The sequence below is a fragment of the Armatimonas sp. genome (genome assembly GCF_964826245.1).
Window position 1 is genome coordinate 1 of record NZ_CBAYMC010000013.1, and the last position, 24764, is coordinate 24764.

22 protein-coding genes are annotated in these 24764 nt (G+C 59.5%); 4 read left to right on the plus strand and 18 right to left on the minus strand.

The genetic code is table 11. The features are described 5' to 3' along the window. Window positions 1-600, minus strand: a 600-nt coding sequence (locus AC1XOS_RS02590) for a metallophosphoesterase (RefSeq protein ID WP_481960654.1), incomplete at its 3' end; no start/stop codon positions are given. A 96-nt stretch (window positions 601-696) separates the two neighbouring features. On the opposite strand from AC1XOS_RS02590, the gene AC1XOS_RS02595 reads away from it, so the two are divergent. Continuing rightward, window positions 697-1473, plus strand: a complete 777-nt coding sequence (locus AC1XOS_RS02595; protein WP_481960655.1) for a hypothetical protein — start codon at window positions 697-699, stop codon at window positions 1471-1473. Window positions 1474-1482: 9 nt separating this feature from the next. On the opposite strand, the gene AC1XOS_RS02600 is transcribed toward AC1XOS_RS02595, so the two are convergent. From AC1XOS_RS02600 to AC1XOS_RS02620, 5 genes are all read right to left on the minus strand, one after another. After that, entirely contained in the window at window positions 1483-1980 is a 498-nt protein-coding gene (locus tag AC1XOS_RS02600) for a Uma2 family endonuclease (protein WP_481960656.1), read from the minus strand. A 142-nt stretch (window positions 1981-2122) separates the two neighbouring features. Further along, the gene (locus AC1XOS_RS02605) at window positions 2123-2899 is read right to left on the minus strand and encodes an isoprenyl transferase (RefSeq protein ID WP_481960657.1); all 777 of its coding nucleotides are present in this window, start codon (window positions 2897-2899) and stop codon (window positions 2123-2125) included. Between the two features lie 71 nt (window positions 2900-2970). Further along, on the minus strand, window positions 2971-4650 hold the full coding sequence (locus AC1XOS_RS02610) for an alpha/beta hydrolase family protein (RefSeq protein WP_481960658.1): 1680 nt from the start codon (window positions 4648-4650) through the stop codon (window positions 2971-2973). Window positions 4651-4686: 36 nt separating this feature from the next. Continuing rightward, a complete protein-coding gene (locus tag AC1XOS_RS02615) occupies window positions 4687-6696 on the minus strand; it encodes a transglutaminase-like domain-containing protein (protein ID WP_481960659.1) in 2010 nt (669 codons plus the stop codon). Between the two features lie 448 nt (window positions 6697-7144). Beyond that, window positions 7145-8500, minus strand: a complete 1356-nt coding sequence (locus AC1XOS_RS02620; protein ID WP_481960660.1) for a DUF58 domain-containing protein — start codon at window positions 8498-8500, stop codon at window positions 7145-7147. Window positions 8501-8758: 258 nt separating this feature from the next. Between AC1XOS_RS02620 and AC1XOS_RS02625 the strand changes: the two genes are divergently transcribed. Then, the gene (locus tag AC1XOS_RS02625; protein WP_481960661.1) at window positions 8759-9574 is read left to right on the plus strand and encodes an MBL fold metallo-hydrolase; all 816 of its coding nucleotides are present in this window, start codon (window positions 8759-8761) and stop codon (window positions 9572-9574) included. Here the strand turns inward: AC1XOS_RS02625 and AC1XOS_RS02630 are convergent. Both AC1XOS_RS02630 and ligA read right to left on the minus strand, forming a co-directional pair. Continuing rightward, window positions 9547-10518 (minus strand): glycosyltransferase family 2 protein, encoded by a 972-nt coding sequence (locus AC1XOS_RS02630; protein WP_481960662.1) that lies wholly within the window; start codon window positions 10516-10518, stop codon window positions 9547-9549. The two genes, AC1XOS_RS02625 and AC1XOS_RS02630, sit on opposite strands and share 28 nt — an antisense overlap. A gap of 55 nt (window positions 10519-10573) precedes the next feature. Further along, entirely contained in the window at window positions 10574-12628 is a 2055-nt protein-coding gene (gene ligA / locus AC1XOS_RS02635) for an NAD-dependent DNA ligase LigA (RefSeq protein ID WP_481960663.1), read from the minus strand. A gap of 368 nt (window positions 12629-12996) precedes the next feature. Between ligA and AC1XOS_RS02640 the strand changes: the two genes are divergently transcribed. Further along, complete coding sequence (locus tag AC1XOS_RS02640; RefSeq protein WP_481960664.1) at window positions 12997-13497, plus strand: hypothetical protein; 501 nt, start codon at window positions 12997-12999, stop codon at window positions 13495-13497. Window positions 13498-13549: 52 nt separating this feature from the next. Here AC1XOS_RS02640 and odhB read toward each other — a convergent pair whose 3' ends face one another. Genes odhB through AC1XOS_RS02665 form a run of 5 tightly spaced genes read right to left on the minus strand, consistent with a single transcriptional unit; the run spans window position 13550 to window position 21175 of the window. Continuing rightward, window positions 13550-14755, minus strand: a complete 1206-nt coding sequence (odhB, locus tag AC1XOS_RS02645; protein ID WP_481960665.1) for a 2-oxoglutarate dehydrogenase complex dihydrolipoyllysine-residue succinyltransferase — start codon at window positions 14753-14755, stop codon at window positions 13550-13552. Window positions 14756-14758: 3 nt separating this feature from the next. Beyond that, the gene (locus AC1XOS_RS02650) at window positions 14759-17605 is read right to left on the minus strand and encodes a 2-oxoglutarate dehydrogenase E1 component (RefSeq protein WP_481960666.1); all 2847 of its coding nucleotides are present in this window, start codon (window positions 17603-17605) and stop codon (window positions 14759-14761) included. 51 nt (window positions 17606-17656) lie between these two features. Beyond that, on the minus strand, window positions 17657-19504 hold the full coding sequence (locus AC1XOS_RS02655) for an O-antigen ligase family protein (protein ID WP_481960667.1): 1848 nt from the start codon (window positions 19502-19504) through the stop codon (window positions 17657-17659). Continuing rightward, window positions 19486-20346 carry a glycosyltransferase family 2 protein gene (locus AC1XOS_RS02660; RefSeq protein ID WP_481960668.1) on the minus strand — a complete coding sequence of 287 codons (861 nt, stop codon included), beginning with the start codon at window positions 20344-20346 and terminating at the stop codon, window positions 19486-19488. The genes AC1XOS_RS02655 and AC1XOS_RS02660 overlap by 19 nt, the downstream gene beginning before the upstream one ends. Next, a complete protein-coding gene (locus tag AC1XOS_RS02665) occupies window positions 20315-21175 on the minus strand; it encodes a glycosyltransferase family 2 protein (protein ID WP_481960669.1) in 861 nt (286 codons plus the stop codon). Before AC1XOS_RS02665 ends, AC1XOS_RS02660 begins: the two co-directional genes overlap by 32 nt. Before the next feature lie 56 nt (window positions 21176-21231). Between AC1XOS_RS02665 and AC1XOS_RS02670 the strand changes: the two genes are divergently transcribed. Beyond that, window positions 21232-21684: a tetratricopeptide repeat protein gene (locus AC1XOS_RS02670; protein WP_481960670.1), complete on the plus strand. Its 453-nt coding sequence runs from the start codon at window positions 21232-21234 to the stop codon at window positions 21682-21684. On the opposite strand, the gene AC1XOS_RS02675 is transcribed toward AC1XOS_RS02670, so the two are convergent. The 5 genes from AC1XOS_RS02675 to aat form a co-directional block, all read right to left on the minus strand. Then, window positions 21681-22322 (minus strand): hypothetical protein, encoded by a 642-nt coding sequence (locus AC1XOS_RS02675; RefSeq protein WP_481960671.1) that lies wholly within the window; start codon window positions 22320-22322, stop codon window positions 21681-21683. The genes AC1XOS_RS02670 and AC1XOS_RS02675 overlap by 4 nt on opposite strands. A 3-nt stretch (window positions 22323-22325) precedes the next feature. Continuing rightward, window positions 22326-22754: a type II toxin-antitoxin system VapC family toxin gene (locus AC1XOS_RS02680; RefSeq protein ID WP_481960672.1), complete on the minus strand. Its 429-nt coding sequence runs from the start codon at window positions 22752-22754 to the stop codon at window positions 22326-22328. Next, complete coding sequence (locus tag AC1XOS_RS02685; RefSeq protein WP_481960673.1) at window positions 22751-23050, minus strand: hypothetical protein; 300 nt, start codon at window positions 23048-23050, stop codon at window positions 22751-22753. Before AC1XOS_RS02685 ends, AC1XOS_RS02680 begins: the two co-directional genes overlap by 4 nt. A 519-nt stretch (window positions 23051-23569) precedes the next feature. After that, window positions 23570-24046: a hypothetical protein gene (locus tag AC1XOS_RS02690; protein WP_481960674.1), complete on the minus strand. Its 477-nt coding sequence runs from the start codon at window positions 24044-24046 to the stop codon at window positions 23570-23572. A gap of 28 nt (window positions 24047-24074) precedes the next feature. After that, window positions 24075-24749, minus strand: a complete 675-nt coding sequence (gene aat / locus AC1XOS_RS02695) for a leucyl/phenylalanyl-tRNA--protein transferase (RefSeq protein WP_481960675.1) — start codon at window positions 24747-24749, stop codon at window positions 24075-24077. Window positions 24750-24764 lie beyond the last annotated feature (15 nt).

A 24764-nucleotide genomic window follows, 5' to 3' on the forward strand; every position in this document is an offset into this window, starting at 1 on the left:
CCAGCCCTTCATTTGCGGATAACCACTGGAGCGCGGCGCGGTCAGCCCGAGAAAGCCCACGCGCACGCCGTTGATCTCGCGCACCAGATACGGGTGGACGCCCGGAATCAGCTCGCCCTTTGCCGCCTCCCCGACACCCGCATTGGCACAGACCCAGGGAAAGTGCGAGCGGCGCAGCACTTGCAGTAGCGCGTTCTGCGCCCCGGTGGCATCGAAGCGCTCGGCGGCGTCTTTCAGCTTAAACTCATTGTTGCCCACCGTCCCGATATCGTAGCCCGTCGCATTGAGCGCCTCGATATCCGCGATTCCCTCATAAGCATTGGTCAGTGGGCCACGGGTCGCCACATCGCCCAGATCAATCACCATGACCGGGTTCTTCGCCTTTTTCTTCAGCTCCCGAATCAGAGTCGCCCGCCGCGCCGCGCCCCCCACCGATGCCTGCTCGTCTTTGCTGCGCTCCGGCTCGGTGTAGGCAAAGGGCAGCGTGTGCCCGTGCAGGTCGTTGGTGTGGAGAATCGTCAGATCCAGCTTGTCTTGCGCCCACGCAGGGAGCACGGCAAGAGCAAGAGCGGCGGCGAGAAAAACACGGCGGGTTAGCATGTCGCTATTTTACCCCGTGCCGCCGGTTGAAAACCGACGTCTGCAGTGGCGTTCCGCCGCGAAGCCCGTGCCGGGCTCGGGATAAAATAATGACATATGACCACCTGGGAGATCGTTGAACGCGGAGAAGAGCTCTACCAAACCAAAATCCGTGTGCATGTCGAGACGGAGGCAAACCAAGGGAAATTCGTCGTCTTAGACATCCTGACCGGTGATTTTGTGCTCCATACAGACTCTCCACAAATTGCCGCTAACCGCCTGCGAGAGAGGCACCCACAAGCGGCGATTTTTGGCCTCCAGATAGGCGTGGACGCTCCCTACATTGTCGGCCTTCCCAAAACGCCTCCCCCACCAGAAAGTTCAAACACAGAGGTACGGTCTTACCAAGATTATGAACGTGAGCTGGCCAAGCTCGTTTCAGGGCTTTCCCCCTTGACAGGTATCCGGTTTGGACTCTCATGCGTGACTACTCTCACAAGGCTTGCCCAGGAAAACATTGACGCAGAAGTATCCGCAGAGCATAAAATTCTCTACGGTGCGATTTTCGAAGAGATCGAGCACAATAGCGGACAGGGAAAACTTCTCTCTACAGAGCGGGCAAGCGAGCTAGGCACTGCGCTACTCAACAATATTATGGGCACAGACACCGATACCTGGATTGATGTGGACTCCCTTGTGTCCAACTGGGTACTTGGTCTTCACCATCTCCTTCAGTACTGCCAGAAACCCGACCATACCCACTTAGAAGCAGTAGCGACGGAGGTTATCAATACCCTGGACTATCTCCACGATCCAGGGTTGCCTGCGATGTTCACTCTGGCCCCTTTCCACGACGAGTGGGAGCGTCAGCAACGCGCTGTAACTGAGGAATAAAGATAGGATCTACACCGTGACGGTGCAACCGCAGGTGAGTGTGATGCTCTGTGGCGACGGGTAACGCTGCTCAGAGTGGCCGGGGCGGAAGTGGCGTACTTCGCCTGTGGCGGGATCGAAGACAATCACATCCTTGATGCCTTGGCGTAGAAAAAACGGCACCCCGACACTGAGGTCCTTGCCTTCGTAGTCCGGGCTGACGATCTCAATCACGGCCTCGGGGAGCATGGTGACCGCCGTGGTCTGCTCCTCGGGCTCACCACAGAAAATCGCGATATCGGGGCGCTTGAGCGAGCCATCGGGGAACTGGACATAGATATCGGCGTAGTGAACACAGCCACAGTCGGTGATGGGGCTTGCGGCAGGCTTGATTGAGGCGCGAATGCGATCCACGGCCCGCTGGTGGCGCACTGAGGGAAACGCCTCCCAGGTCGTGATGCCGCCCGCCACTTCCAGCCGGACACCGCTCGCCTCGCCCAGCCGAATCGCCTCCTCAAAGCTGCTCATGCGGCTATTTTACCGCCGATTGAAATCGACGTCTGCAATGGCGTTCCGCCACGCAGCCCGTTCCGGGCTAAAAATCCCCAGCCTGGAACAGGCTTTGCGGCTGAGGGACGAAGCCACTGTTGACGCCCAATTCTATTGGGCGCTACTTCAGCCCGCCGAAGCGGCGCTCACGGCGCTGGAACTCGGCGATGGCTTCTTCGAGGTTTTCTTTGCGGAAGTCGGGCCAGCGGACGGGCGTGAAGTAGATCTCGGCGTAGGCGATCTGCCAGAGGAGATAGTTGGAGATGCGCAGGTCACCGGCGGGGCGGATCAGCAGGTCCGGGTCGGGCATACCGGCGGTGTAGAGCTCCTGCTCAAAGAGCGTGTCGTTGATCTGATCGGGAGTCAGCTCGCCCGCCGCGACTTTCTCGGCGAGGCGACGTGCGGCGTCCACGATCTCGGCGCGCCCGCCGTAGTTCAGGCAGACATTGAGAATCAGGCCCGTGTTGGCGCTGGTGACCTCGCAGTGGCGGTTGAGTTCTTTACGCAGATCGGCGGGGAGCGCCTCCAATCTACCGGAGAAGCGCATCTGGACATTGTTCTCGTGCAGCTCTTTGAGCTCACGGCGTGCGCCTTCCACAAAGAGCCGCATCAGGCCGTCGGTTTCGAGCTGGGGGCGGCGCCAGTTTTCGGTGGAGAAGGCGTAGAGAGTCAGCGCCTCCAGCTTCATGTCCGAGGCCGTACGCACGACCTCGCGGACGCTCTGGTAGCCCTCCCAGTGTCCGGAGAGGCGCGGTAGCCCTCGGTCCTTGGCCCAGCGCCCGTTGCCATCACAGATAATCGCGACATGGCGGGGCAGGCGCTCCGGGGTCGGGTCGTAAGGGAGCGGTTTGGCGGGCGCGGTAGACATATTAATCGGTCGGGTAGCCAGGGTCGTCATTTGATTCACTTTGCCTCACAAAGAACTTCGCAGACAAAGTATCATAGTTTACCCCATTGGTCAAGCCCAGTTTACCCGACAGTCTTCAGCCACGCGCGGATTTCGTCGTCGCTGAGTTTCTCAGGCTCCAGGCGGCAGGGAATATTCTCGGCGCGAAACTTTCGCTGTGTGTTGTGCAGAAGCAGTGGTTTATTATTGGCTAGGAGCGCCGCCGTGTGAAGTCCGCCAATCCCGCGCAAGCCCGGTGCATAGGCCCGCTCCAGGTACGCGGCGTCGTCATCGGCGGCAAAGCCCTGCAGGTCCACCACGGTCGGGCCGGGACAGAACTCGGGAGCGACCGCGCGCGCCAGCAGCACCTCGATTCCCCCCATCAGGGTGATGCTCCCGACACCTGCCTGGTTCGCCTCGACCATGTTCTTCAGAACCGTCTGCACCTGCTCGCCCAGCGGCGTTCGGTTGTAGCAGGAGAAAAAGTCTTTCCAGAGCGCCTTGGGATCGTGGTCCAGCGGCGCAGCGGCGATCTTGATCCAGTCCGCTCGGCCTTTTTTGCCTTTCCCTTCGGGGGCGTCCACGGCGAGCGACAGCGCCAAGCCCTTGCGCAAGAGCTCACGGGATTTTTTGTCGTTTTTCTGGCGCAGGGCGAGAGCTGTCTCACTGCGCTTGCGCTTTAGGTCGCTCAGCAGCTCAGTGTCGCTCTTGCCGGTGGGGCGCTTGACCCGAAGCTGCTTGGGATCGAGCTCCAGCGGCTTTTCTTTTTCGCCCGCCTCGCCGTGCAAGTGCTTCTTGAAGAACGCGTACATCACCTCGCGGCTCTCGACATTGTAGTTGTGGCCGTAGTTAAACTGCACCCACTGGAGGTTCTCGGGCTTGCCATACAGCTCATAGACTTTTCGCGCCGCCGGGCCTTCCTCAACCGGCACTTTGCTGGTCCAGTCCCCCGTGCACGAGACAAAGAGCTGGGGCTTGGGGGCAAACACCGACGCGACTTCCACATTGTCCGTCCCGACTCTTAAACCCGGCGCGTTCTCGCAGTTGCAGCCGCCCTGCATGTAGGCCGAGACCATGTTCACCGGGACACTCACCTGCACCCGATCATCAATCGCCGCCAGCAAGAAAGTCTGGGAGCCGCCGCCCGATGCGCCGGTCGCGCCGAGCTTTTTCTTGTCAACGAAAGGCAATGACTGCAAGTAATCCAGAACACGAATACTGTTCCAGGTCTGCACCCCCAGCTCGCTCACGCCCCAGAGCCACTGGTCTAAACTAGCGCCGAGCTTGCGGTGGACGAACTGGTCGGTGTCGTTGTAGCCCAGCATGTCGTAGGCAAAGACCACAAAGCCCTGCCGCGCCAGGCTCGCCGCCAGCGCCACGAGATCGGCCTTCCCCGCCCCACGCGGCCCCGGTGCAGGGGGAGCTTTAGGCACATCCGCCTCGCGCTGTAGCCGCCCGTCTGCCCAGTGCCCGTGCATGTTGGCAATCGCTGGAAACGGCCCCGCGCCCTTGGGCTTATACAGGCTGCCGCACAGCCAGAACCCCGGAAAGGTCTCCAGCGCCACATTCTCAATCGTGATGTCCGCCAGCTCGACTGTGCTCGTCACTGTGGGCCGCAACGGCGTCTTCTTGGGCAGCGGCCAGAGCCCGCAGGAGAAGAGAATCCGCTCCCGAATCTCCTTGGCACGCGCCTCCCACGCCTCACGGGTGGCAGGGGCAGAAAACAGATGATGCGTATCAAGATCACGCGGCGGTGCAGACATGACAAAAGCTCCTTTATATACTAGTTTAACACAAGGCTAAGGTTTCTTTTTGAGAGACTCTTCGAGGGTCTGGAGGGTGGTTTCCAGAGCGGCTCTATCGGCAGATTTCCCCCCAAAGCGGGCTTGTTGATAGAGGGCGACGAACTGTTTTGCGGCGGGCTGGGTGGCTTCGGGGAGCGAGGTGAGGCGCTCTGACCAAGGCTCGGTGGGACTCAGCGAGGCTCCTGCTTTTACTAAAATAGCTTCGAAGCGCTGTGCGAGCGTGGCGAGATCGGGGGGAGGGAGGAGAAAGTCTAGGAGCGAGGGGGCTGATTTGCGGCCACGGCGCTGGAGGAAAACGACCAGCCCAATCACGACAAAGGGCCCCATTAAGAGCATCGCAAGCTGCGTGGGTTCGCGGTCTGCGAGCCAGGAGAGTGCTTTTAGCCAGAGGTCTTGGAGCCACTCCCATGCCTTGCGCCAGGGCTCTATCGGGCCCTTGGTCTGCTCTGGCCAGCCTGCTGGGGGAGTAGCCTCCACGGTCAGCCAGCCCTTGCCCTCTACCCAAGCTTCGCACCAGGCGTGGGCATCGCGCTGACGGACAATAATGGTGTTGGGAGCCTCTTCTTCATGGGCAAAGTAGCCCGTCACGTAGCGCGTCGGAACTCCCACACAGCGCAATAAAAGAGCCGCAGAAGAAGCAAAGTACTCACAGTGCGCTCCTTGTTTAGGATTAGCCAGTAAGAAGCGTACTACCATATCCATTTGCTTGCCATCGACAAATCGTCGCATGATATTGGGGTTATCTTTGGCAAAGATAAACCCTCCCTTAAAATTGAGGCTATAGGTGTAGTTTTCTAATAAGTACGAAGTCACCGCCGTCACTTTTTCTGCGGGGGTCTTGGCATTTTGGGTGATCTTCTGTGCCAGAGGCGACAGCTTTGCGCGAACCTCTTCGGAGAGCAAGAGCTGCTTTGCCTGCACCTCAGGGGTAGGGAGCCCCGGTAGAGCCATCAGCCCCTGGAATCCGTCCTTGCCCTCTAGGTAGGAGTAAGTGTACGGCTGGTTGGCGCGCACGCGGACGGGGCCACTCGCATTGCTTGCCCACTCCATTTGCTCCACGTCCCCGAGCTCCAGAGACAGGGTTTCGAGAGGGAAAAAAATCTGGGGGTCGCTACTCTGGAGCCGGGTGACCATGATCCGGTTAGGTACCACACCACGTGGGACGGGAAGCGAGAGGAGCTGCGGGTTCAAGGTGATGAAAGAGCGGGCCGGTATGGGAAGCCACCAGCGGTTGCCATCGTAAGTGTCGTAGGCGGCTCCTCGCAGGTGATAGAGGTTAGGAGTTCCCTCTAGCCGGAGTACTCGCGCATTGGAGCCTCGTCCTCCAAAGCTTGCACCAAGAGTGGGTTGCTGTGCAAGACCGGTTAGTTCTGCCTGCGGGCGCTCGTTCATGAAGCGATTACCCCACTCCGTGAGGCGCTCACGGTTGCGCTGAACGGTCTGAATCCCAAACCAACCTGTGCCTAGCGCAAGGGCCAGAGCCGGAAAAAGAAGAGTCACGGTAAGGCGCTGGAGGCTAGGGCGCTGCCTGAGGTTTCGGAGCGCTAGGCCCGTCATCACCAGCATGGCAGGGAGTAGTAAACGAAGCAGGCGCTCATCAAACGTATTGCAGCTTGCCATCAGCGAAAAGATGCCCCCAAGGAGCGCAAAGAGCTTGGGGCGCCCGGGATCACTAGGGGTGGGGCGGTAGAACTGAAGGGTCATCACGATTGCCATCGCTTGGGCAAAAAGGAACGTCGCTCGTGCGGTGCCGATCATGGCGGGGCTCTTTGGCCCATCCAGCGGGGTACTCAGGATCGCCATCCCGAGGAGAGTGCCGCCAAAGAGCAAGCTCGGAAGCCAGATCGTCGGCAAGCGCAAGCGAAGCACATAGGACGACAGGATCAGAATTGCCAGCGGAGCCAGTAGCCAGAGAGCTCCTCCCGATACCAAAAAGAGGGTCAACAAGACTCCCAGACCAAAGAGAGCGATACTAAAAGGGAGGGTGATAGGGCGAGTTTGCATAGAGGTGCTTGTCTTCATGAACCAACCTCCGAGGAAACCCCGGGTGCCCTCTGGGCGTTTAGCCGTGGGAGGAATCGGGAACCGAATGGAAGTTTCCGCGATTGAGTCTTCAAATTATTTTGGCCTAACCTTTCCGGGGTGTTGAAATTCTGCTGAGTATCGTCATGGCTCTAATGCCAGGTATGAAGGCACGAAACCTCCTGTGAGGCTGTCACGGTTTATTTACCTTTACAAGTGAGTGTAGGTGGTTGAGTCAACACACCGTTTTGGCTCGTAAAACATTCAGACGGCATCAGGATTCTCTTTCTGGTGTGGTCGGACTCAGGATGCCTGCTTGCAGGATATGTACTGAGTGACGACACGGGGCAATGTAACTTGCCCTATAGACGGGACGACAGGCTTGCCTTTCGTTACTGTCAAAGTCCCCGTGCTTTAGCCGGGGGATAAGTTACAGCATGTCTATGCCTCCTTGGGCCAGCATCTGGGGAGTGAGTACCTGGAGGCCCGCCTCATCGGGTTGGGCCTCTTCATTCTCCGCGATCCAGAGCACTTTGACCCCGACTCCGTGCTGGCGTAGCTCGTCTACAAACTGCCGCCGGGGCTCATCCCAGTCTAGGACGATACAGATTACCGTGGTGAGCCGATCAAGCTCTTGGTGCAGGCGTGGGGCAATGTGCGAGAGGGGGTCCTCCGGGCTGCCTTCCACGCAGGCAAGGATATCTAATATTTGCTCCCGGTAAGCAAGGCTTCGGCCCGCAGTGAGGTGGTAGAGATTCGGCCCCGCGGCAAAAATATCCACGATATAGTCTTGGCGGGCGAGGGCATCGCTCACGGCGGCGCAGACAGAGACCGCTCGCTCTAAGGCGGCTAAGCGCTGCTCTTGGGAGGTGTGCCCCGGCAGGCGCTCGCTGAGCTCCCGCAGAAACATCCGCTTGGAGGTGGGCTTTCTTACGGGAACATGGGTGTCTAGCACCACACCGACCCGTAAAAAATACTCCTCGCGCCACTCTCGAACCACGAGCGAGGCGCTTGTCGCCCCGGCGAGCCTTGCCGTGGCACGCCAATCAATATCGCGTGGATTATCGCCATCGCGCCACTCCCGGTTGCCCAGATACTCAAACGAGTCTCCCACTTGGGAGGCCATCGCGATCCCTCCTGGCTGGAAGCGTCGCCCACTGGGCAGGTTGAAGCGCGTGAGGGGACGAAAGGCGGGGTGGACGATCAGGCGGGTCGGAGTCCGCTGGATGCGGTAGGCCTGAAGAAGACCAAAGGGAAAGTCTGTGAGAACCCGGCAACCGCCTAAGATGTAGGCACCGCGTCCCTGGCAAGTCAGAGGGAACGCAATTGTCTGGCTTTCGTAGCCGCGTAGCAGGCCCAGAGCGATCCCTTCTTCGGGCTCCGCATCCACTTTGAGCGGAAGTCCCCAGCCCTGCACGGTCAGATCCGCCAGTGGCCAGCGGCTCGTGTTCTCCACCGTGATCTCTACCTGGAGGGTCTCGCCTGCCGTGATCCGCTCCGCGTGGCGCATCGTCGCTCGAATCGGTATAGGTAGGAACGCGAGAAGGGAGACAGCCCAGAGCCCCATGATATAGAGCGCCAACGTGACCGTCTGGGTATCTAAGTTCCAGAAAATGGAGATGACCAAAAAGAGCGAGGCAGTGAGACCGAGAAACCAGCGCCCGGCTCGGGTGAAGCGAAAATGGTAGAAGCGCCAGACCCACTTTCCCGCTGCCCCTTGGTAATACGGATGCAGGTCAATATCTTTTGAGGCGGGGTAGCCTACCATGATCTCACGGAGTGTCATCTATCCGCTATTGTACCTCCCACGCGCTTTTACCTCTCCCCGCGCTTGAGCGCACGACCCCCTCCGGCTTTCGGTCGTTCCTCCCTGCGAAGAGGGATAGGGAAATGCCCCCCCCCTTCGCGGAGCCGGAGGGGGGACGGCGAGGAACGAGCCAGGGGGGAGGTAAAAAGCTCAGGGTGAGAATTATCTGACAGTAAAGGCAATAAATAGGAGGATAGAGAACAGATAAGGCGATAATCTAAGGGTAGGAGTGGTTGAGTGAACGTATTTTTTTTAGGAACAGGAGCCGCTGAAGGCTTCCCGGCGCTGTTTAGCCGTACCCCGATCAACCGGGAGGCACTACGGCGTGGTGGAAAGAACCTCCGGTTGCGCTCAGGGATCTTACTGGACAAGACGATCCGTGTGGATCTCTGCCCCGATGCGCTGGCACAGGTGCATAAGTACCCGGAGCGCGATCTGACGGCGATTCAGCACCTGCTCTTCACCCACACCCACGACGATCACTTTGCTGCCCGAGAGCTCCAGTATCTCTCCTGCAACTTCGCGCCAGACCGTGAAGGACCGCTGCAAGTCTGGGGCAGTGAGCAGGCACTCACCAAGCTTCAGGGAGAGGTCAAGCACTTTTTTGAAGCGCCACTACTCCGCTCTTGTGTGCTAGAGCCTTTTGTGGAAGTGCAGGTGGGGCATCTCTTTGTCACCCCGATTACCGCGTACCACAAAAGCGATGAGCTATGCTTTAACTTTCTCTTCCGCGAGGCAGAGACAGACAAGCGCCTGCTCTACGCCTCGGACACGGGCTGGTACGCGCCCAAGACCTGGGAATTTCTGGAAAGCATTCCTCTCGACGGTGCGATTATCGAGTGTGGCCGGGGAGTTTCGCAGAGTACCTACGAGGGTCATCTAACACTGGAGCAGTGCATTGCCTTCAAGGAAAAGCTGGCCCTAAAGCTTGGCGCACCGATCTACCTGACGCATATCTGCCACACGGGCTTGCTTCTGCACGAGGAGATGTCGGAGCTTTGCGCCCCGCATGGCATCTCAGTCGCCTACGACGGCTTAGAACTCTCGCTCTGAGGCTCAAAGCCTAGTTTCTCCGAGAGAAGATAGAGCGGGCGGCCCTTGACTTCGTCGTAGATGCGCCCGATGTACTCCCCGATCAGCCCCAGGGTGATGAGCTGGACGCCCGAGAGAAGCGATAAGACCACGATAATACTCGTCCAGCCCGCCTGGAAACTGCCTGGTGCGAGGGCGTAGCGCGCGGCCTGAATCACCCCGTAGACAATAGAGGCCAGTGCGACAAAGGCTCCCAGATCGCGTGCGAGCTTGAGCGGCGCGTAGGAAAAGCCCGTGACCGCGTCCATGGCCAGCTTGAACATCTTGCGGAAGGGGTACTTGGTCTCCCCCGCGGCACGTGCAGGCCTATCGTACTCCAGCGCGTACTGTTTAAATCCCACCCAGGCCGCCATGCCGCGCAGGAACCGGTGCTGCTCACCCATCGTATTGAGCGCATCCACAACTTTCCGGTCCATCAGGCGAAAGTCCCCGGTGTTCTCCGGGATAGCGACACTGGTGAGGCGCTGGAGGGTTTTGTAGAAAATCGCGGCAGTGAGGAGCTTGAAGGCCGTCTCGCCCTCGCGGCTCCGGCGCTTGCCATAGACCACCTCCCAGCCCTCGTCGCGCCAGAGCCGGATCATCTCAGGGAGCAGCTCCGGGGGGTCTTGTAGGTCGGCATCGAGTAAGACAACGGCAGCACCTGAGGCATGGTGCATCCCCGCCGTTACGGCCACTTGGTGCCCAAAGTTGCGCGAGAACGAGAGCACCCGCGCCCACGAGTGTGTCTGTGCCAGCTCCCGGAGCTGCAAGAGCGAGCCATCGCGTGAGCCATCGTTGATAAAGAGCACCTCAACCGTATCGCCGTCTTTTTCGAGTATCGGCAAGAGCGCCTCCAGCCGCGCGACCAGCACGGGGAGTACCGCCTCTTCATTGAAGATCGGGAAGACAAGCGAGATCAGGGCCATGTAGGTATTATACGCCTCCCCCCTAACCCCCGCCCGGCGGGGGGACAATAGGTAATTATTCCTTTTCTCCCCCCCGCGAAGCGGGGGCAGGGGGGGGAAGCAGCGCTGCGAACTCGTCTTCGGTCAAAACCGTGATGCCTAGCTGCTCGGCTTTTGCCAGCTTGCTCCCCGCACCCGGCCCGGCGACCACGAAGCTGGTCTGCTTGCTCACGCTTCCTGCGGCGCGTCCGCCAAGGCGCTTGACCGTGGCTTCGGCATCTTCGCGGGTGAAGAGGGTGAGTGCTCCCGTGAAGACAAAGCTCTTGCCCGCGAAGTGATCGGAGATCGGGGCCGCGTCATCGCCCTGCGCGACCACGCCAGCGCCGATGAGCTTGTCCAGAAACGCCGTGTTGTTGTCGAGCCAGGCACGGACACTCTGCGCCGTGGTCAGGCCGACATCGGGGACTTGCGCGAGCTGCTCAACCGTGGCCTCGCGGAGCTTTTCCAGCGTCCCAAAGCCCTGTGCCAGCCGCGATGCGCCGCCCTCGCCCACATGACGAATGCCCAGCGCTACCAACAGCCGCGCCAGTGTGGTGTTCTTCTTTCGCTCCAGCTCCCCGATTAAGTTATCTGCCAGCTTCTCACCCATGCGCTCCAGCGGAAGAAGCTGCTCTTTGGTGAGCGTGAAGAGATCTGCTGCATCACTCACTAATTTTGCCTCGATAAACTGTGCCAGGCGCTCGCCGCCGAGGCCGTCTATATTGAGGGCGTTGCGGCTGACAAAGTACTCCAGGCGCGTCTGTAGCTGCGCCGGGCAGCTCTCAGCGTTGGGACAGCGCGTGACAGCCTCGCCCTCTACGCGAATCGTAGCCGTCCCACAGGAGGGACAAGTGGCGGGGAGCTTAAAGGCTTGCGTGCCCTCGGGGCGCTTGGCTGTGACCACCTGCACCACTTCGGGGATCACCTCACCGGCCCGCTGGATCACCACAGTATCGCCCACGCGCACATCTTTTCGGTCGATCTCGTCCTGGTTGTGCAGCGTCGCGCGGCCCACGATTACACCGGCGACCGAGACTGGCGTCAGCTTGGCGAGCGGCGTGATTGCCCCCGTGCGGCCCACCTGTACGAGAATCTCTTCGACTATTGTCTCGACTTGCAGCGCGGGGTACTTATACGCAATCGCCCAGCGCGGCGCACGGCTGACCTGCCCCAGCTCGCGCTGTAGGATGAAATCATTGACTTTCACCACCACGCCATCCGTATCATAATCCAGCGTATTTTTCTTCTCCGACCAAGCGGCAACCGTGGCGACCACCTCATCAATGTCCGCGCAGAGCTGGCGCTCGGGAGCCGTCGGCAGGCCCCATGCCTTGAGCTGCTCCAGCCACCCAAGCTGGCTCTCCGGCTCCCAGCCCGATGCCTCGCCGACGGCGTAGAACCATACTTTTAGCCTACGGCCAGCCGTCACTCGATGGTCCAGCTGGCGCAGGCTTCCAGCGGCAGCGTTGCGTGGGTTGGCGAAAGTCGCCCCCCCACTAGCCTCGCGCTCGCCGTTGATACGGGCAAACTCGCCGTGGGTCAGAAATGCCTCGCCACGAATCTCGATTAGGGCGGGGAGACTCTCCCCGATCAGCCGCAGGGGAATCGAGGGAATGGTCTTCAGGTTCGCCGTGATCTCCTCGCCCGTCGCGCCATCGCCACGGGTTGCGCCGCGTACCAGAACGCCATCTTCGTAGGTTAGCGAGACCGAGAGGCCATCGAGCTTGAGCTCGCACAGATAGGCGATCTTTTCGGTCTTTTCTTCCGTGTCCTCGGGCAAGCCTAAATGCCGCTTCACTCGCGCATCGAACTCACGCAGCTCCTCGGCGGAGAACGCATTGCCCAGAGAGAGCATCGGCCTCTTGTGCGTCACGGAGCCAAAGGCACTGGCGGGAGTGGCTCCGACACGCTGTGTCGGGGAGTCCGACGTCACCAGCTCAGGATTCTCGATCTCCAGCTTCACCAGCTCATGGTAAAGCTTATCGTACTCCGAATCGCTCACTTCTGGAGAGTCGTGGATGTAGTACAGAATATTGTGACGGGCAAGCTCGGTGCGCAGCCACGCAGCGCGCTCAGAAGGGGCAGAGATCATGATGGGATTATACTCTAGCAGGCTTGGCGAAAGCGGAAGCACCGCCGATTGGAACGGCGGTGCTGGAGAGCTAAAGCTACAAAGGCCGTTCCGGCCATACCGAGTTTACTCGGGATTCCCATGGGCGGTACGCCCTTCGTAGCCGAAGGCTCTCCAGTCCCGCCGCTCCAACCGGCGGGACTACGGCGAACGAATGCGAGGAGTTGAAAATTCCTCGCTGAACGCCTTCGGCGGAACGTCCTGCCGGACGATGAGGCGTGGATTTATCAGCCCGTGAGGGCGTTCGGCAACTTGTTGCCTCTAGCGAGGGATTTTCAACCCCTCGCCGTATAAGGAACCATAGGTCGGTTTTAGGGATAGAATGCGCTATGAGCAACCTACACAAAGCGTTTGTCTTCGATGAGGCCGCCTTCCGCCGCGACCTCGCCCCGATTCTGGATCGGCACGACGACACGGCGCTGGAGCACTTTATCAGCGACCACCGGGCACAGCTGCGCAACCCTCGCAACGGAGTGCACATCGAGTCCGACTGGCGCGACGATGCCGCTTTCGATGGCTTTGGGCGGCGCGCGACGCTGGCGCTCACGGCTTACTACGACCCGACCGCCAATATCGGGCTAGGAAGCGCCGCGTCGAAGTGCCGCTTTGGGCTAATTGACCTCTACCCTGAGAGCCGCGTCTTTGTGGGTGGCGGTGCACTAGGAGTCCCCGACGGCTACTTCCAGTCCGCCAGCTACGTCGCCGAGAGCGTTGCTATACTAGAGAACCTCCGTGCTCAGCTACCGCTCAAGGCCGAGATCATTGACCCCGTTCTCATCATGCTCCATGCCGCAACCGCTGAGAATAAGGGGCTTTATTTGTTGCTATAGAGACACAAAACCCCCTCTCGCAAGCAGGGCGAGAGGGGGCAGGACGAGGAGGCTACCCTTCCAGCAAAAGCGTCTCGGGGTCTTCGATCAGCTCTTTGATCTTGACTAAGAACCGGACGGCGGTGCTGCCATCAATAATTCTATGATCGTAGCTGAGCGCCAGGTACATGATCGGGCGGATGACGATCTCATCGCCGACCACCACGGGGCGCTTGACGATATTGTGCATCCCGAGAATCCCGACCTGGGGGTAGTTGAGGATCGGGGTGGAGAGCATCGAGCCGAACGTTCCGCCGTTGGTGATGGAGAACGAGCCACCGGTCAGATCTGCGAGCCCGAGCTTGCCCTCTTTGGCCTTACCCGCCAGCTCTTTAATTTTCTTTTCGATTGCGGCAAAGCTTAATTTATCGGCATCACGAATGATCGGGACGACCAGACCATCTTCCAGCCCGACGGCGATTCCGATGTCGTAGTACTTCTTGAGGATAATCTCTCCACGAGCGTCGTCAATCTCAGCGTTGACCATGGGGAACTGTTTCAGTGCCCCGATAGTCGCCTTGGTGAAGAAGCTCATGAAGCCCAGCCCGACGCCAAAGCGGCTCTCGAAGTCGGCTTTTCGCCGCGTGCGCAGCTCCATGACCTTGCTCATGTCCACTTCGTTAAACGTCGTGAGAATGGCGGCAGTGTTCTGAGCGTTTTTGAGATTATTGGCAATCGCCTTGCGCTTGCGGGCCATCGGGATGCGCTCAATGGGCCGCTCCGATGGGGGGGCAGGGGGCAGGGGAGCAGGAGCTGCAACGGGCGGCGCAGCTGCCTTGGGCGTTGCGATCTTTGCTTCGACATCGGCTTTCCCGATCTTGCCAGCAGGGCCCGTGCCTGCGACGCCGTCAAGCGGGACATTGTTGGCTGCTGCCATCGCCGCGGCAACCGGAGTTGCGTCTGCTCCTCCACTAGTGGGGGCTGGCGTGTCCCCCTTCGCGGCAGCTTGTGTTGGGGCTGTGGCAGGTGCACTTGCCGTCGCGCCCGCCTCAATCACGCCGATTGCTTGGCCCACGGCGACCGTGGCTCCGACCTCGGCTAAGATTTGTGTCAGCACGCCGTCGGCGTCGGCCTCGATCACTTGATTGACCTTGTCTGTTTCCAGCTCCACCAGCGCTTCACGCGCCTTGACGGCCTCACCGGGCTTCTTTAGCCACTGCGCCACGGTTGCTTCGACGATGGACTCGCCCATCTGGGGAACTACTATCTCAAGCGGCATTTGTTACTTCGCTCTCTTTCTTGCGGGGACGTTCTGGAACGCCTCAGTGACAATCCGAAGCTGTTCGGTATTGTGGGTGGTTTGAGAACCCTCCGCGGGGCTTGCCTCTTCGGGGCGACCAAGATACACGGGCTTGAAGCCCAGGAGCTTCTCCAGACGCGGGGCCATAAAGTTCCAGGCGCCCATATTCTGCGGCTCCTCTTGTAGCCAGAAGACTTCCTGTACCGACGGATAGCTGGCGACGAGTGCCTCAAGATCACCCGCAGGGAACGGATAGAGCTGCTCGACGCGTGCAATCGCAACGCCCTCAGCGGCGAGATAGTCAGGCCGCTCGGTGTACTGCGGAGCCGCACCGTAGACCATATCGTAGTAGACCTTGCCAGAGCATAGCACCAGCCGGGTCACACTCTTCTTGCGGCTTGCGTCGCGGGTGTCATCAAGAACCGCCTGGAAGCCGCCTTCGGACAGCTCGGTGAGGCTTGCGGCAGCGCGGGCATGACGCAGCAGGCTCTTGGGAGTCATCACGATCAGCGGACGCGGATCGGTGTGAAGTGTGGCTGCCTGGCGACGGAGCAAGTGGAAGTACTGTGCCGCCGTGGAGCAGTTGGCTACCCGAAGGTTATCGCCCGCACACTGCAGTAAAAATCGCTCTAGGCGCGCCGACGAGTGCTCGGGGCCTGCGCCTTCGTAGCCGTGGGGCAGCAGTAAGACAACCGTGGGGTTCTGCTCCCACTTGGCCTTGCCGCTGACAATAAACTGGTCAATGATCACTTGGGCGCCATTGACAAAGTCGCCAAACTGCGCTTCCCAGAGTACCAGTGTTCCTTCGGCGTGCACAGAGTAGCCGTACTCAAAGCCTAGCGCAGCGCTCTCGGAGAGAGGCGAGTTGTAGAGTGCAAGCGAGGCTTTTGCGTTCGGGAGGTTGTGGTGAGCACAGTAGCTTGTGCCCTTCTGAATATCATGCCAGACCAGCTGACGCTGCGTGAAAGTTCCGCGCTGGGTGTCTTGACCCGTGAGGCGAATCGGGATACCGTCTTCGAGGATCGAGGCATAGGCAAGCGCTTCGGCATGCGCCCAGACGATCTTATGCTCGCCGTCTAGAGCGGCTCGTCGCCCTCCTAAGAATGCTTTCTCTAGCTTACTGTCAATCGCAAATCCCTCAGGAACGGTGTTTAAGAAAGCATTGGTGCCGCTCAGGCGCTCGGCAGAGACTGCCGTGGCTACTTGCCAGGGATCACTCTCGCGGGGCGCATGGTCTTCATGCTTGGGATAGCCCGTCTGGAGCGCGATCTCTTTTGCGACTTCTAATCGCTTCCACGCCGCATCGCTCAGAGCATCCACATCGGCCTGCGTGAGCTGACCGCGTTGCACCAGCTCGCTTCCCCATTTTTCGCGCAGTCGGGGAAACTTACGGATGATCTCATACATCTGGGGCTGCGTGAACGAAGGCTCTTCTTGCTCGTTGTGGCCCAGCCGCCGGTAACCCACTAAATCAATCAAGAAATCTTTGCCGAATTTTTGTCGGTAGGCCACCGCCATACGAGTCACGGCCAGACATGCCTCGGGATCGTCGGCATTCACATGAACAATTGGGATCTCAAAGCCCTTGGCCAAGTCGCTGGCGTACATCGTCGAGCGGCCATCTTTCGGGTCCGTGGTGAAGCCGATCTGGTTATTGGCGATGATATGGATCGTCCCCCCCACCCGGTAGCCCGAGAGCTGGGAGAGATTGAGGGTCTCAGCGACCACGCCCTGGCCGGGAAACGCGGCATCGCCGTGCACTTGTACGGCCAGCGAGGCGAGAATATCACGCTTGGGCTGGCCCACACGGTCGCGGGTCTCTTGCGCGGCGCGTGCTCGGCCCACGACGGCAGGGTTCACAAACTCTAAGTGGCTGGGATTGGGAGCCAGCGTGACGGGCATCGAGACCGAGCCGCCGTTTTTATAGGTGCGTCGGAAGCCCTTATGGTACTTCACATCGCCGGTGTAGGCATGGGTCTCGCCGCCCGAGCCCTCTAGAGCGTCAATGGCGCGGGGATCTTTGGGGAACTCGGCGAGCACGTCCTCGTAAGACTTTCCGAGCACGTGGGTTAGCACATTAAGTCGTCCGCGGTGCGCCATGCCCATCACCAGCTCACGGGTTCCCGCTTTGGCGGCCTCATGGATCAGGGTATTGAGCACGGGCACCAGCATATCAATGCCCTCGATCGAGAAGCGCTTCTGGCCCTTATACGGCTGGACACGCTCCAAAAACTGCTCGAAACTGTCCACCGCGGTGAGCTGCTCCAAAAGTGTCGTGCGGTCTTCGTCGGTGATGGTGTCAAAGTAGCGACGGCTCTCGACGGCCTCCCGGAACCAGTTGCGCTCCGCAGGAATCTGGATGTGATCGTCTTCGTAGCCCACCGTTCCCGAGTAAATCCCACGCAGGCAGGTGAGCGCCTCCAAGGCATTGGCCTTGCCCTCGGCACACGGACCACCGACCACGCTTGCGGGAAGTGAGGCCACATTGGCCTCGGTAAGCCCATGGTAGCTCAGGGAGAGCTCGGGGTCTCCGGGGGGCGGATGGATGCCAAGTGGGTCAAGCTTTGCTTCTGAGTGCCCCATCTCACGCACCAGCCGCGCCACGCGGCTCACTCGCACGATCACATCCACCTGCGTGGCCGTCAGAGCGGCAGGCGAACCCGCCTCCAAAGAGGGCGGGGGAGCCGATACACTGATCTGCGGAGAGAATCCCTCACCAAAAAAAGCACGTGTCTCTGCGTCAACAGAACTTGGGTCGCGTTGGTATTGTTCGTATAGCTCAAGGGCATACCCGGCGTTGGGGCCGTGGAAATCCAGCAATGTATTCATTCGTTTACCGATTTATTATTGTACCGTGTTGTCGTTCTCGATAGATATAGCTTATTGAAAGAACTTTTCCAGTCGTGTGAGAGTTTCTGTTTTTTCTGCGTTTCTCTCGGGGAGATGGCTCATCGTGGTCTCAAAAAGGGCAATGAGCTCGGTGTGACGGGTGCGGGCTTTTTCTAAGCTATTATCCAAAACATTGTAGGCTTGAAGCTGATACACCGGGTCAGTGAAGGAGTGGGCGACAATCGTGTCGGCGCACTTATCCCACTGCTCCAGGGCGGCGTAGGCAAAGGCTTGGTGAATCCCCGTGACCTCCGGAATCGCCCGGATTTTCCCCGCAGGCCCCTCAACTACCCGAACCAGCTGCTGCCAGGTCACTTTTGCGCCATCTTTATCGCCCGCTTTTTCTTGCGTCTCGGCCAGCGCCCGCAAGGTCTGAAGGTCGTTGGGATCAGCAACGCGAGCTTTCTGAAACGCGGCAATCGCCGTGGCGTAGTCCCCCGCCTGCTCGGCGCGGCGTGCGATCATGAACTGCCAGCGTGGCGTGGGGTCTATCGCCGCGGCCTCGGCCAGTTTCCCGGACTCGGCAAGCGCCTTGGGCTGCGCTGGAAAGATGCCCGCTTGTGAGAGCAGTGCGAAGAGAAGGCCCAGTGCGGCGGCTAGCCTCTCCCCGCCGCTTAGACGGCGACCCTCTCCGGCTTCGCGAAGAGGGTTTATTGGAGGTGCGAGGAGCCCGGCGACGGTCCAGAAGGGGAGGGAGTTGCCCTGAAGTGCCCACTCGGAGTCGAAACAGCTTCGGACGAGAGCAGCGAGCAAGCCTCCGGCGAGGGCTGCACATACCAAGTTCCCGCGCCGGACGGAAGCAAGCGCCAAGAGAGCCGCGGTAAGCAGACCCAGTGCGGTGGGGATGCCGTTTTCTGCGGCGACTTGGAGATAGGACTGGTGCGCGAGACCCGTGCGCCCGACCTCAGCGTAGCGGGGGTAGAGCGCGGGAAATGTTCCCGGTCCGGTGCCAAAGACCGGGTTTGCCAGCGCCATCTTCGCTGTTCCGCGCCACGTGTAGAGGCGAAACTCATCAACCAAGCCGCGCTTGGTCGTGGTCTGTCCGCCCGTTTTGTCTGCTCGCGAGACAATCGCGCCTTTGAAGCCAAAGCCCAGCGCCAAGCAGGCAAGCAACAAAACCCCAAGGCGTTGCCAAGGAATTTGTTTGATGCTAAAGAGAAGCGCTACCAGCAAGCCCAGCCCAGCTGCTGCCAGTCCGACACGGCTTCCGCTGGCAATCAGCGCTCCAAAACCCAGGGCGCTGGCGAGGCCAAAGCCCAGCGTCACGAGTCTTTCTTTTGCCAACAGACAAAGCACAAAGGCCAGCGGCAAGAGCAGGCCGATAAAGCCTGCGGAGAAGTTGGGGGAGAAAAAGAGCCCGGTGGCACGGAACCAGTCTTGACCTGCCTGCTTTGCTGTGCCGTACTGCTGCGCCGCCATGAGTGCGTGAAGTCCCAGCCCCACGATCAGCGCGATACTGATCTTCTGCCGCTGGCCTTCGTCGGACTTTGTGGCGAGCGAGAAGACCAGCGCGGCGCAGAGCAAGTCCAGGACGGCGGGAATCTGGGCAAAGAGCAAAGACGGCGATGTGAAGAACTTGGAGTGGATCAGGAGCGAGAGCGCGGACCAAGCGACGGCAAACCACAGCGCCACATTCCTCTTCCCTGCCCTGAGGGAAGGGGCTAGGGGATGGGTTTGGGAGGCAAGCGCCGCGACCAGCACCAGAATGCGTAGCGCACCAAGGCTAGCATCGCTGTTGTACTCCGCGCCCGCCGGATTGCCGCCCAGAAACGGAGCGAGCGCTAAGGCGAGCAGAAGGGCATAAAAGCCGACTTTTGGGATCACTTTCGTCTCCGCCAATCTCTCCCACCTGCTCCCGTGAGGCGGCGCTTGGCGATGCGAACATAGGCGCGTGCCCAGATTCCCGTCCAGACAAATGGCTGCAAGATCCCGGGGACTTTGTCGGCGAAGAAGCCACGGTGCTTTTGCCAGAAGCGCCACATCGAGCGGGAGTGCTCTAAGATCATGCGCTCGGCGGCGTTGTCCGACGACTTACCGATGGCGTGCGTGACAACGCATCCAGGGAAATACACGACGCGCCAGTTGCCTTGGTGCGCACGGAGAGACCAGTCCATGTCCTCACAGTACATGAAGAATGTCTCCGCATCAAGCAAACCGATCTGCTCCAGGCAGGTTTTTCGGATGAGCAGGGCACAGCCCGAGACCCAGTCTACATCAAGCACGCTGGCGTGGTCGAAGTCCTGCATCAAGTAGTCCGATGCGGGTTTGTTGCCCGGAAAGAGCCTCCCGAGCCAGACATTGCGAAACATTCCCGCAGCAAACGTCGGCCAGCGGCGGCAGGAGTACTGGATCGAGCCGTCGGGGTTGATCACCTTGGGGCCGATAATTCCCGCATCGGGTGTGGCATCGGCAAAAGCGAGTAGCCGCTCCAGCCCGCCCGGCTCGACCGTCGCATCGGAGTTGAGGAGCAGGGCATAGTCAGCGTCCAAACTCTCCAGCGCGATATTGTTGCCGCCAGAGAAGCCCGTGTTCTCGGAGAGTGCGATGAGCTTGACGTCGGGGAACTCACTCGTCACCATCTCCGCGCTGCCATCGCCCGATGCGTTGTCCACCACGACCGTCTCCCAGCCACGAACGCTCTTTAGGCACTCACGAAGGTCGTCCTTCGCTCTCCAGCTCACGACGCAAACTCTCAGGCGTGGTCTCGCCGCCATCTCTTCCAAGCGATTTCCCCCAGCGCCCGGTCCGTCGCCAGGCGTCCAGCGTGACCGCCACGCTGGCCAGAGGCCGTAGCGGGTCACGCGCAAAGTGTTTCTTTAAAAAGCGCAGCCAGGCCCGCCGCGACTCCCAGACAGCAGACTTACGCACGCGCCTCGTGGTTCCCCCATGCCCGTGTTTGACCACTGCCTCTGGGATATACCACGTTTCCACCCCCGCCCGCTGTGCCCGCAGGCTCCAGTCCACATCGTTGAAGAACAGCGGAAAGCGCTCGTCGAGCCCCCCGATTGTCTCGTAGACCGCTCGTGTGAACAAGAGGCACGACATCATCGGCTGCGGTGCAGGTCCCGCTTTTTCGTAGTCAAACGCCAGCCGCGTCCAGCTTCCTGTGATCGTCGCCAGTGGTGTCGGAAACGCCCGCACCGACTTCTGCACCGAGCCATCGTCGGAGACTAACTTCGCTGCTACAATCTCTTTTTGCGCCCCGATGAGCTTGTCAATCGCGCCTTTGGTCACGCACGCATCGGGATTGAGCAAAAGAAAATAATCGCCCATCGCCGCTTGAAGCGCCTGGTTGGTCGCCGCCGCATAGATGAGATTTTCGGAGTTCGCGATCACCCGCACCTCCGGAAACTCCGCCGCCAGCATCGCCACCGCGCCATCGCGCGACGCATTGTCCACCACAACAATCTCCGTCTCACCGCCACGCCACGGAAATTCCCGAAGCGCCGCCAAACACTCCCGCAGATCAGGAGCCGTGTTCCAGTGGACAATGATCACCGACAGACGCATCAGGCTCTATTATAACCGCCGCAACCAAACCGAGTGGTCTTACGTCTAGTACATCCATGAAGCTCGTTTTCAAACTTCTCATTGGCGCGTGCACCTTGGTCCTCCTCTACGTCGGCGGCTCTTTTGCTTACTACACGGCTAAGACAGGCAAGACTCCCCTCGCGAGTGCTCGCGCCGCTGAGTTCGCCGCCGCAGGGACGCTCTCCGAAAGCGATGTTGCGGCGCGTCTGGCAAAAGATCCCGGTGATCCCGTGGCGCACTGTGCTCTGGCGGAGAAAGCACAAAAGCGAAGAGATTTCACCAAAGCCATCGAGGAGCGCAAGCTAGCCTTGCAGTGTGAACCCGCAAACCCCCAGATTCTGCTAGACAACGCACTCGCTTGCGTCTTTGCTAAGCGCCCCGACGAAGCCAAGCTCTACTGCGAGAAAGTCATCGCCACAAAAGACCCAAGCTGTAGCGACATTGCCCAGAAGATTTTGACGAAGCTCGCGAAGCAAAACAAGATCTAGTAGTCGCTGCGCATCCAGGTTAGCATTCCGTCAGCGAGTCCTGGCGGATTGTTATTTTGGGTGGCGGGAATTGTGATTCTTTCATCTATATCGTTGCAGAAGCTGATACCAACGGGAATTGCTTTCCCAAAATTTGTCGTTAGGACTCCTTCGGCATGAAGACGATGGATCAGCTTCCCACAGATTTCCAGAAACCAATTGAGCTCTTGCAAATCCAGATCGCGCAGTTCGGGATGCTCAAGGGGATTCAGGTAGCCAGGTTGCTTCCTTTTCCAGGAAAAGAACGCTTCACGAAGCGACAGTCCATCAGGATCGCCTTCGTCACGTTCGACATCCTCGTAGTAACTTGTGTATTCTGGTGAGGGCCAGGGATCGGCGCAAAGTTCAAGGGAGGCGCTTACTGTGTAGTCTGCGACACCAGGAGAATGGGTATAGCCAAAATAGGAATTTATTCGCTCAGGAGTCGCGACGGAGTGCCGAAGTGGCATCACATGAGAAAAAGACGGTTTCGTGGGTTCATCCTCAAAAAGTGCCAAGACGATCCAGATTCCGTAGATGTCGTCGAAGCCTTTCCAGCTCTGGAGGGCATCAACGAGGCGTGGGTAGAGGTAGGAGAGGAGGGCATCTTCAGGAGTCATGATTTATTCGGGGATTGTCCAGTCTTCTTGAACGACCCCAGGAATCCGTTCGTAGTCGCGGCGATTGCGTGTGACAACTACCGCGCCTAGCTCTAGGGTGAGAGAGGCGATTCGTAGATCCATGGAGCCCACGTTTAGCTTCTGAGACTTGAGTGTGGCGAAGCGCTGGAGGGAGGCTTCGGAGAGAGGAAGCACGGGGATCAGTGCGAAGAGCTGCATGCTCCGTGAGATTTCTGTATAAATGCGCGCCTCTTGCTCGGGCGTTTTGGTTCGTCGTAGAAGGGCAAACCAGCCGCCAAGCTGTTCCTCGACGGTCACGACACTGATACCAACACTTTGATGGGCCAGAGCGGCCCGTAGTCGGGTTGCAAGAACCTCATCACCGCGCCGCCAGAGAGAGAACGTGTCGGTATCCAGCAAGTAGCGGATCACGCTGCCTCGCGCTCCTGGCGATATTGTGCGATTGCGTCCTGCCACTCGTCATAGAGCGGGTCGTCGCGCAAATCTCCGTAGAAATCATCAAGCGACGAGGAAGAAGTCGGCAGATTGATCTCCAGGGTGTCGTAGGAAACGGTTCCCTCGAATGCTTCTTGAATCCGTAGTCGAAGGTTCTCTTTCGCCTCCCCTAAAGACTCCCCCTCGGCATCCCAGCCCAGCGGACCGCGCCCCAGCCCCGAGACACGGACACGACCATCACTGCGTTTTTCGATCAGAACAGGCACATTCATAGCAGAGCTTCCTCAAGTGAGATTATATCGCCATCAGACTTTTCCCGTTACCAAATTCAGAGGGACTTCGGTCGTCGGTTTCGGTGAGGGATAGACGGGCATATTCTTCCCTCTGACGGTTCCGCCGCCCACTGAAAGTGGGCGTCTGCAATGGCGCAAGCGCCGCAAAGCCCGTGCCGGGCTACCGAGTCTATTCCCCAGCCCGGCACGGGCTTCGCAGCCGAAGGCTACCCAGACGCCTACTTTCAGTGGGCGGCAAAGCGATTCACAGACGCTGATCTCGCTCCCGCACGGATTGATCTACTAGCCGCACTGTCTGATGCGCTATCCGCAGATGCTGATTGTGATTTTTCACAGTCTGATTTTGCTCCCGCACGCGCTGATGTGCTTTATCCGCTGTCTGATTTTTCTGTGACACACTCTGATTCTTCCGTGACACGCTCTGATCTTTCTTCGACACGCTCTGATTTGCTTTGTACACCTGCTGAACGACTCATCGCATGGGGCGGAATACGGAAACTACTTTGCCTTGTCCAGAAACTCGCGAAGGCTTTTCTCGCCGCTCTCGATGCGGGGGCCTTCGGTGCGCCAGAGTATCTCGCCTTTGGGGGTGACGATAAAGGCGTAGATTTTCTTCTGGTCTTTGAGGCCCAGCGGCTTCATGAACGCGCCTTTGTCGGAGTAGATTGTGATGGTCGTGGCGCGGGTGGCGGGGTCGGGGATGCCGCGTCGCATGCCGCTGTTGATGAAGCCGCGCATCATCCCGATCATCTTGCCGATCACGGGGAACTCGTAGAGACGCAGGGTGGGGTGCGCTTTCATTAGCTCCTTGGCGAGCGGCACCCAGGTATCTATCTCACGCTGCTGGTTGCGCTGAAAGGCCACGAAGACGAGGTTGTGCGTGCCCGCGAAGTCTTGCGGGAAGCGCAGCTTCTTGCCTTCGAGGTTGTCGGCTTGGACAGCGGGAAAGGTGATGGTGGGAGGCGGCGTTTGCATGGTGAAAATCCCAACGCTTGTTTTGTGGCTACGGTTCCCTTTCAAAGAGCGTGAGAGGGGCTTGCTGGACCGCGGTGAGGCGGTCGAGATACTCCGCGCGGGAGATCTCTTTGGCACCCAGCATCTCAAAGTGGGGGGTCATGGTCTGGATATCAATCCAGGTAGCGCCGCGCTCTTTGAGGTGCTCGATTAAAAATAAGACGCAGAGCTTGGAGGCATCGCTAATGGTGTGGAACATGCTCTCGCCGGAGAAGACACCGCCTGCAGTGACCCCATAGAGCCCTGCCACTAAGCTCCCGTTTTCGTCCCATGCCTCGATACTATGGGCATCCCCCACTTGGTGCAGGCCCTTGAACGCGGTGACGATCTTCGGGGTGATCCAGGTGCCTTCCTGTCCGGGCCGGGGCGCTTTGCGGCAAGACGTGATCACGGTCTCAAAAGACTGATCTATCGTGAAGTGCAGGGGGAGCTTCTTGCGCCGACGAGCAAGGCGCTCAGGGATATGAAGCTCATCGAAGTCTAGGACAGCACGAGGGTCGGGGTTGAACCAGAGCAGAGGCAAGCCGGTGTGTGGCCACGGAAAGATTCCCTGGCGGTAGGCGCACTGGAGGGTCGGCACATCCAGCGGCCCACCAATCCCGACAATTCCTTCGGAGGTGGCTTTCTCTGGCGGGCTAAACCCGAAACGACGGCGAAACAACACGAGCCCGATTGTACC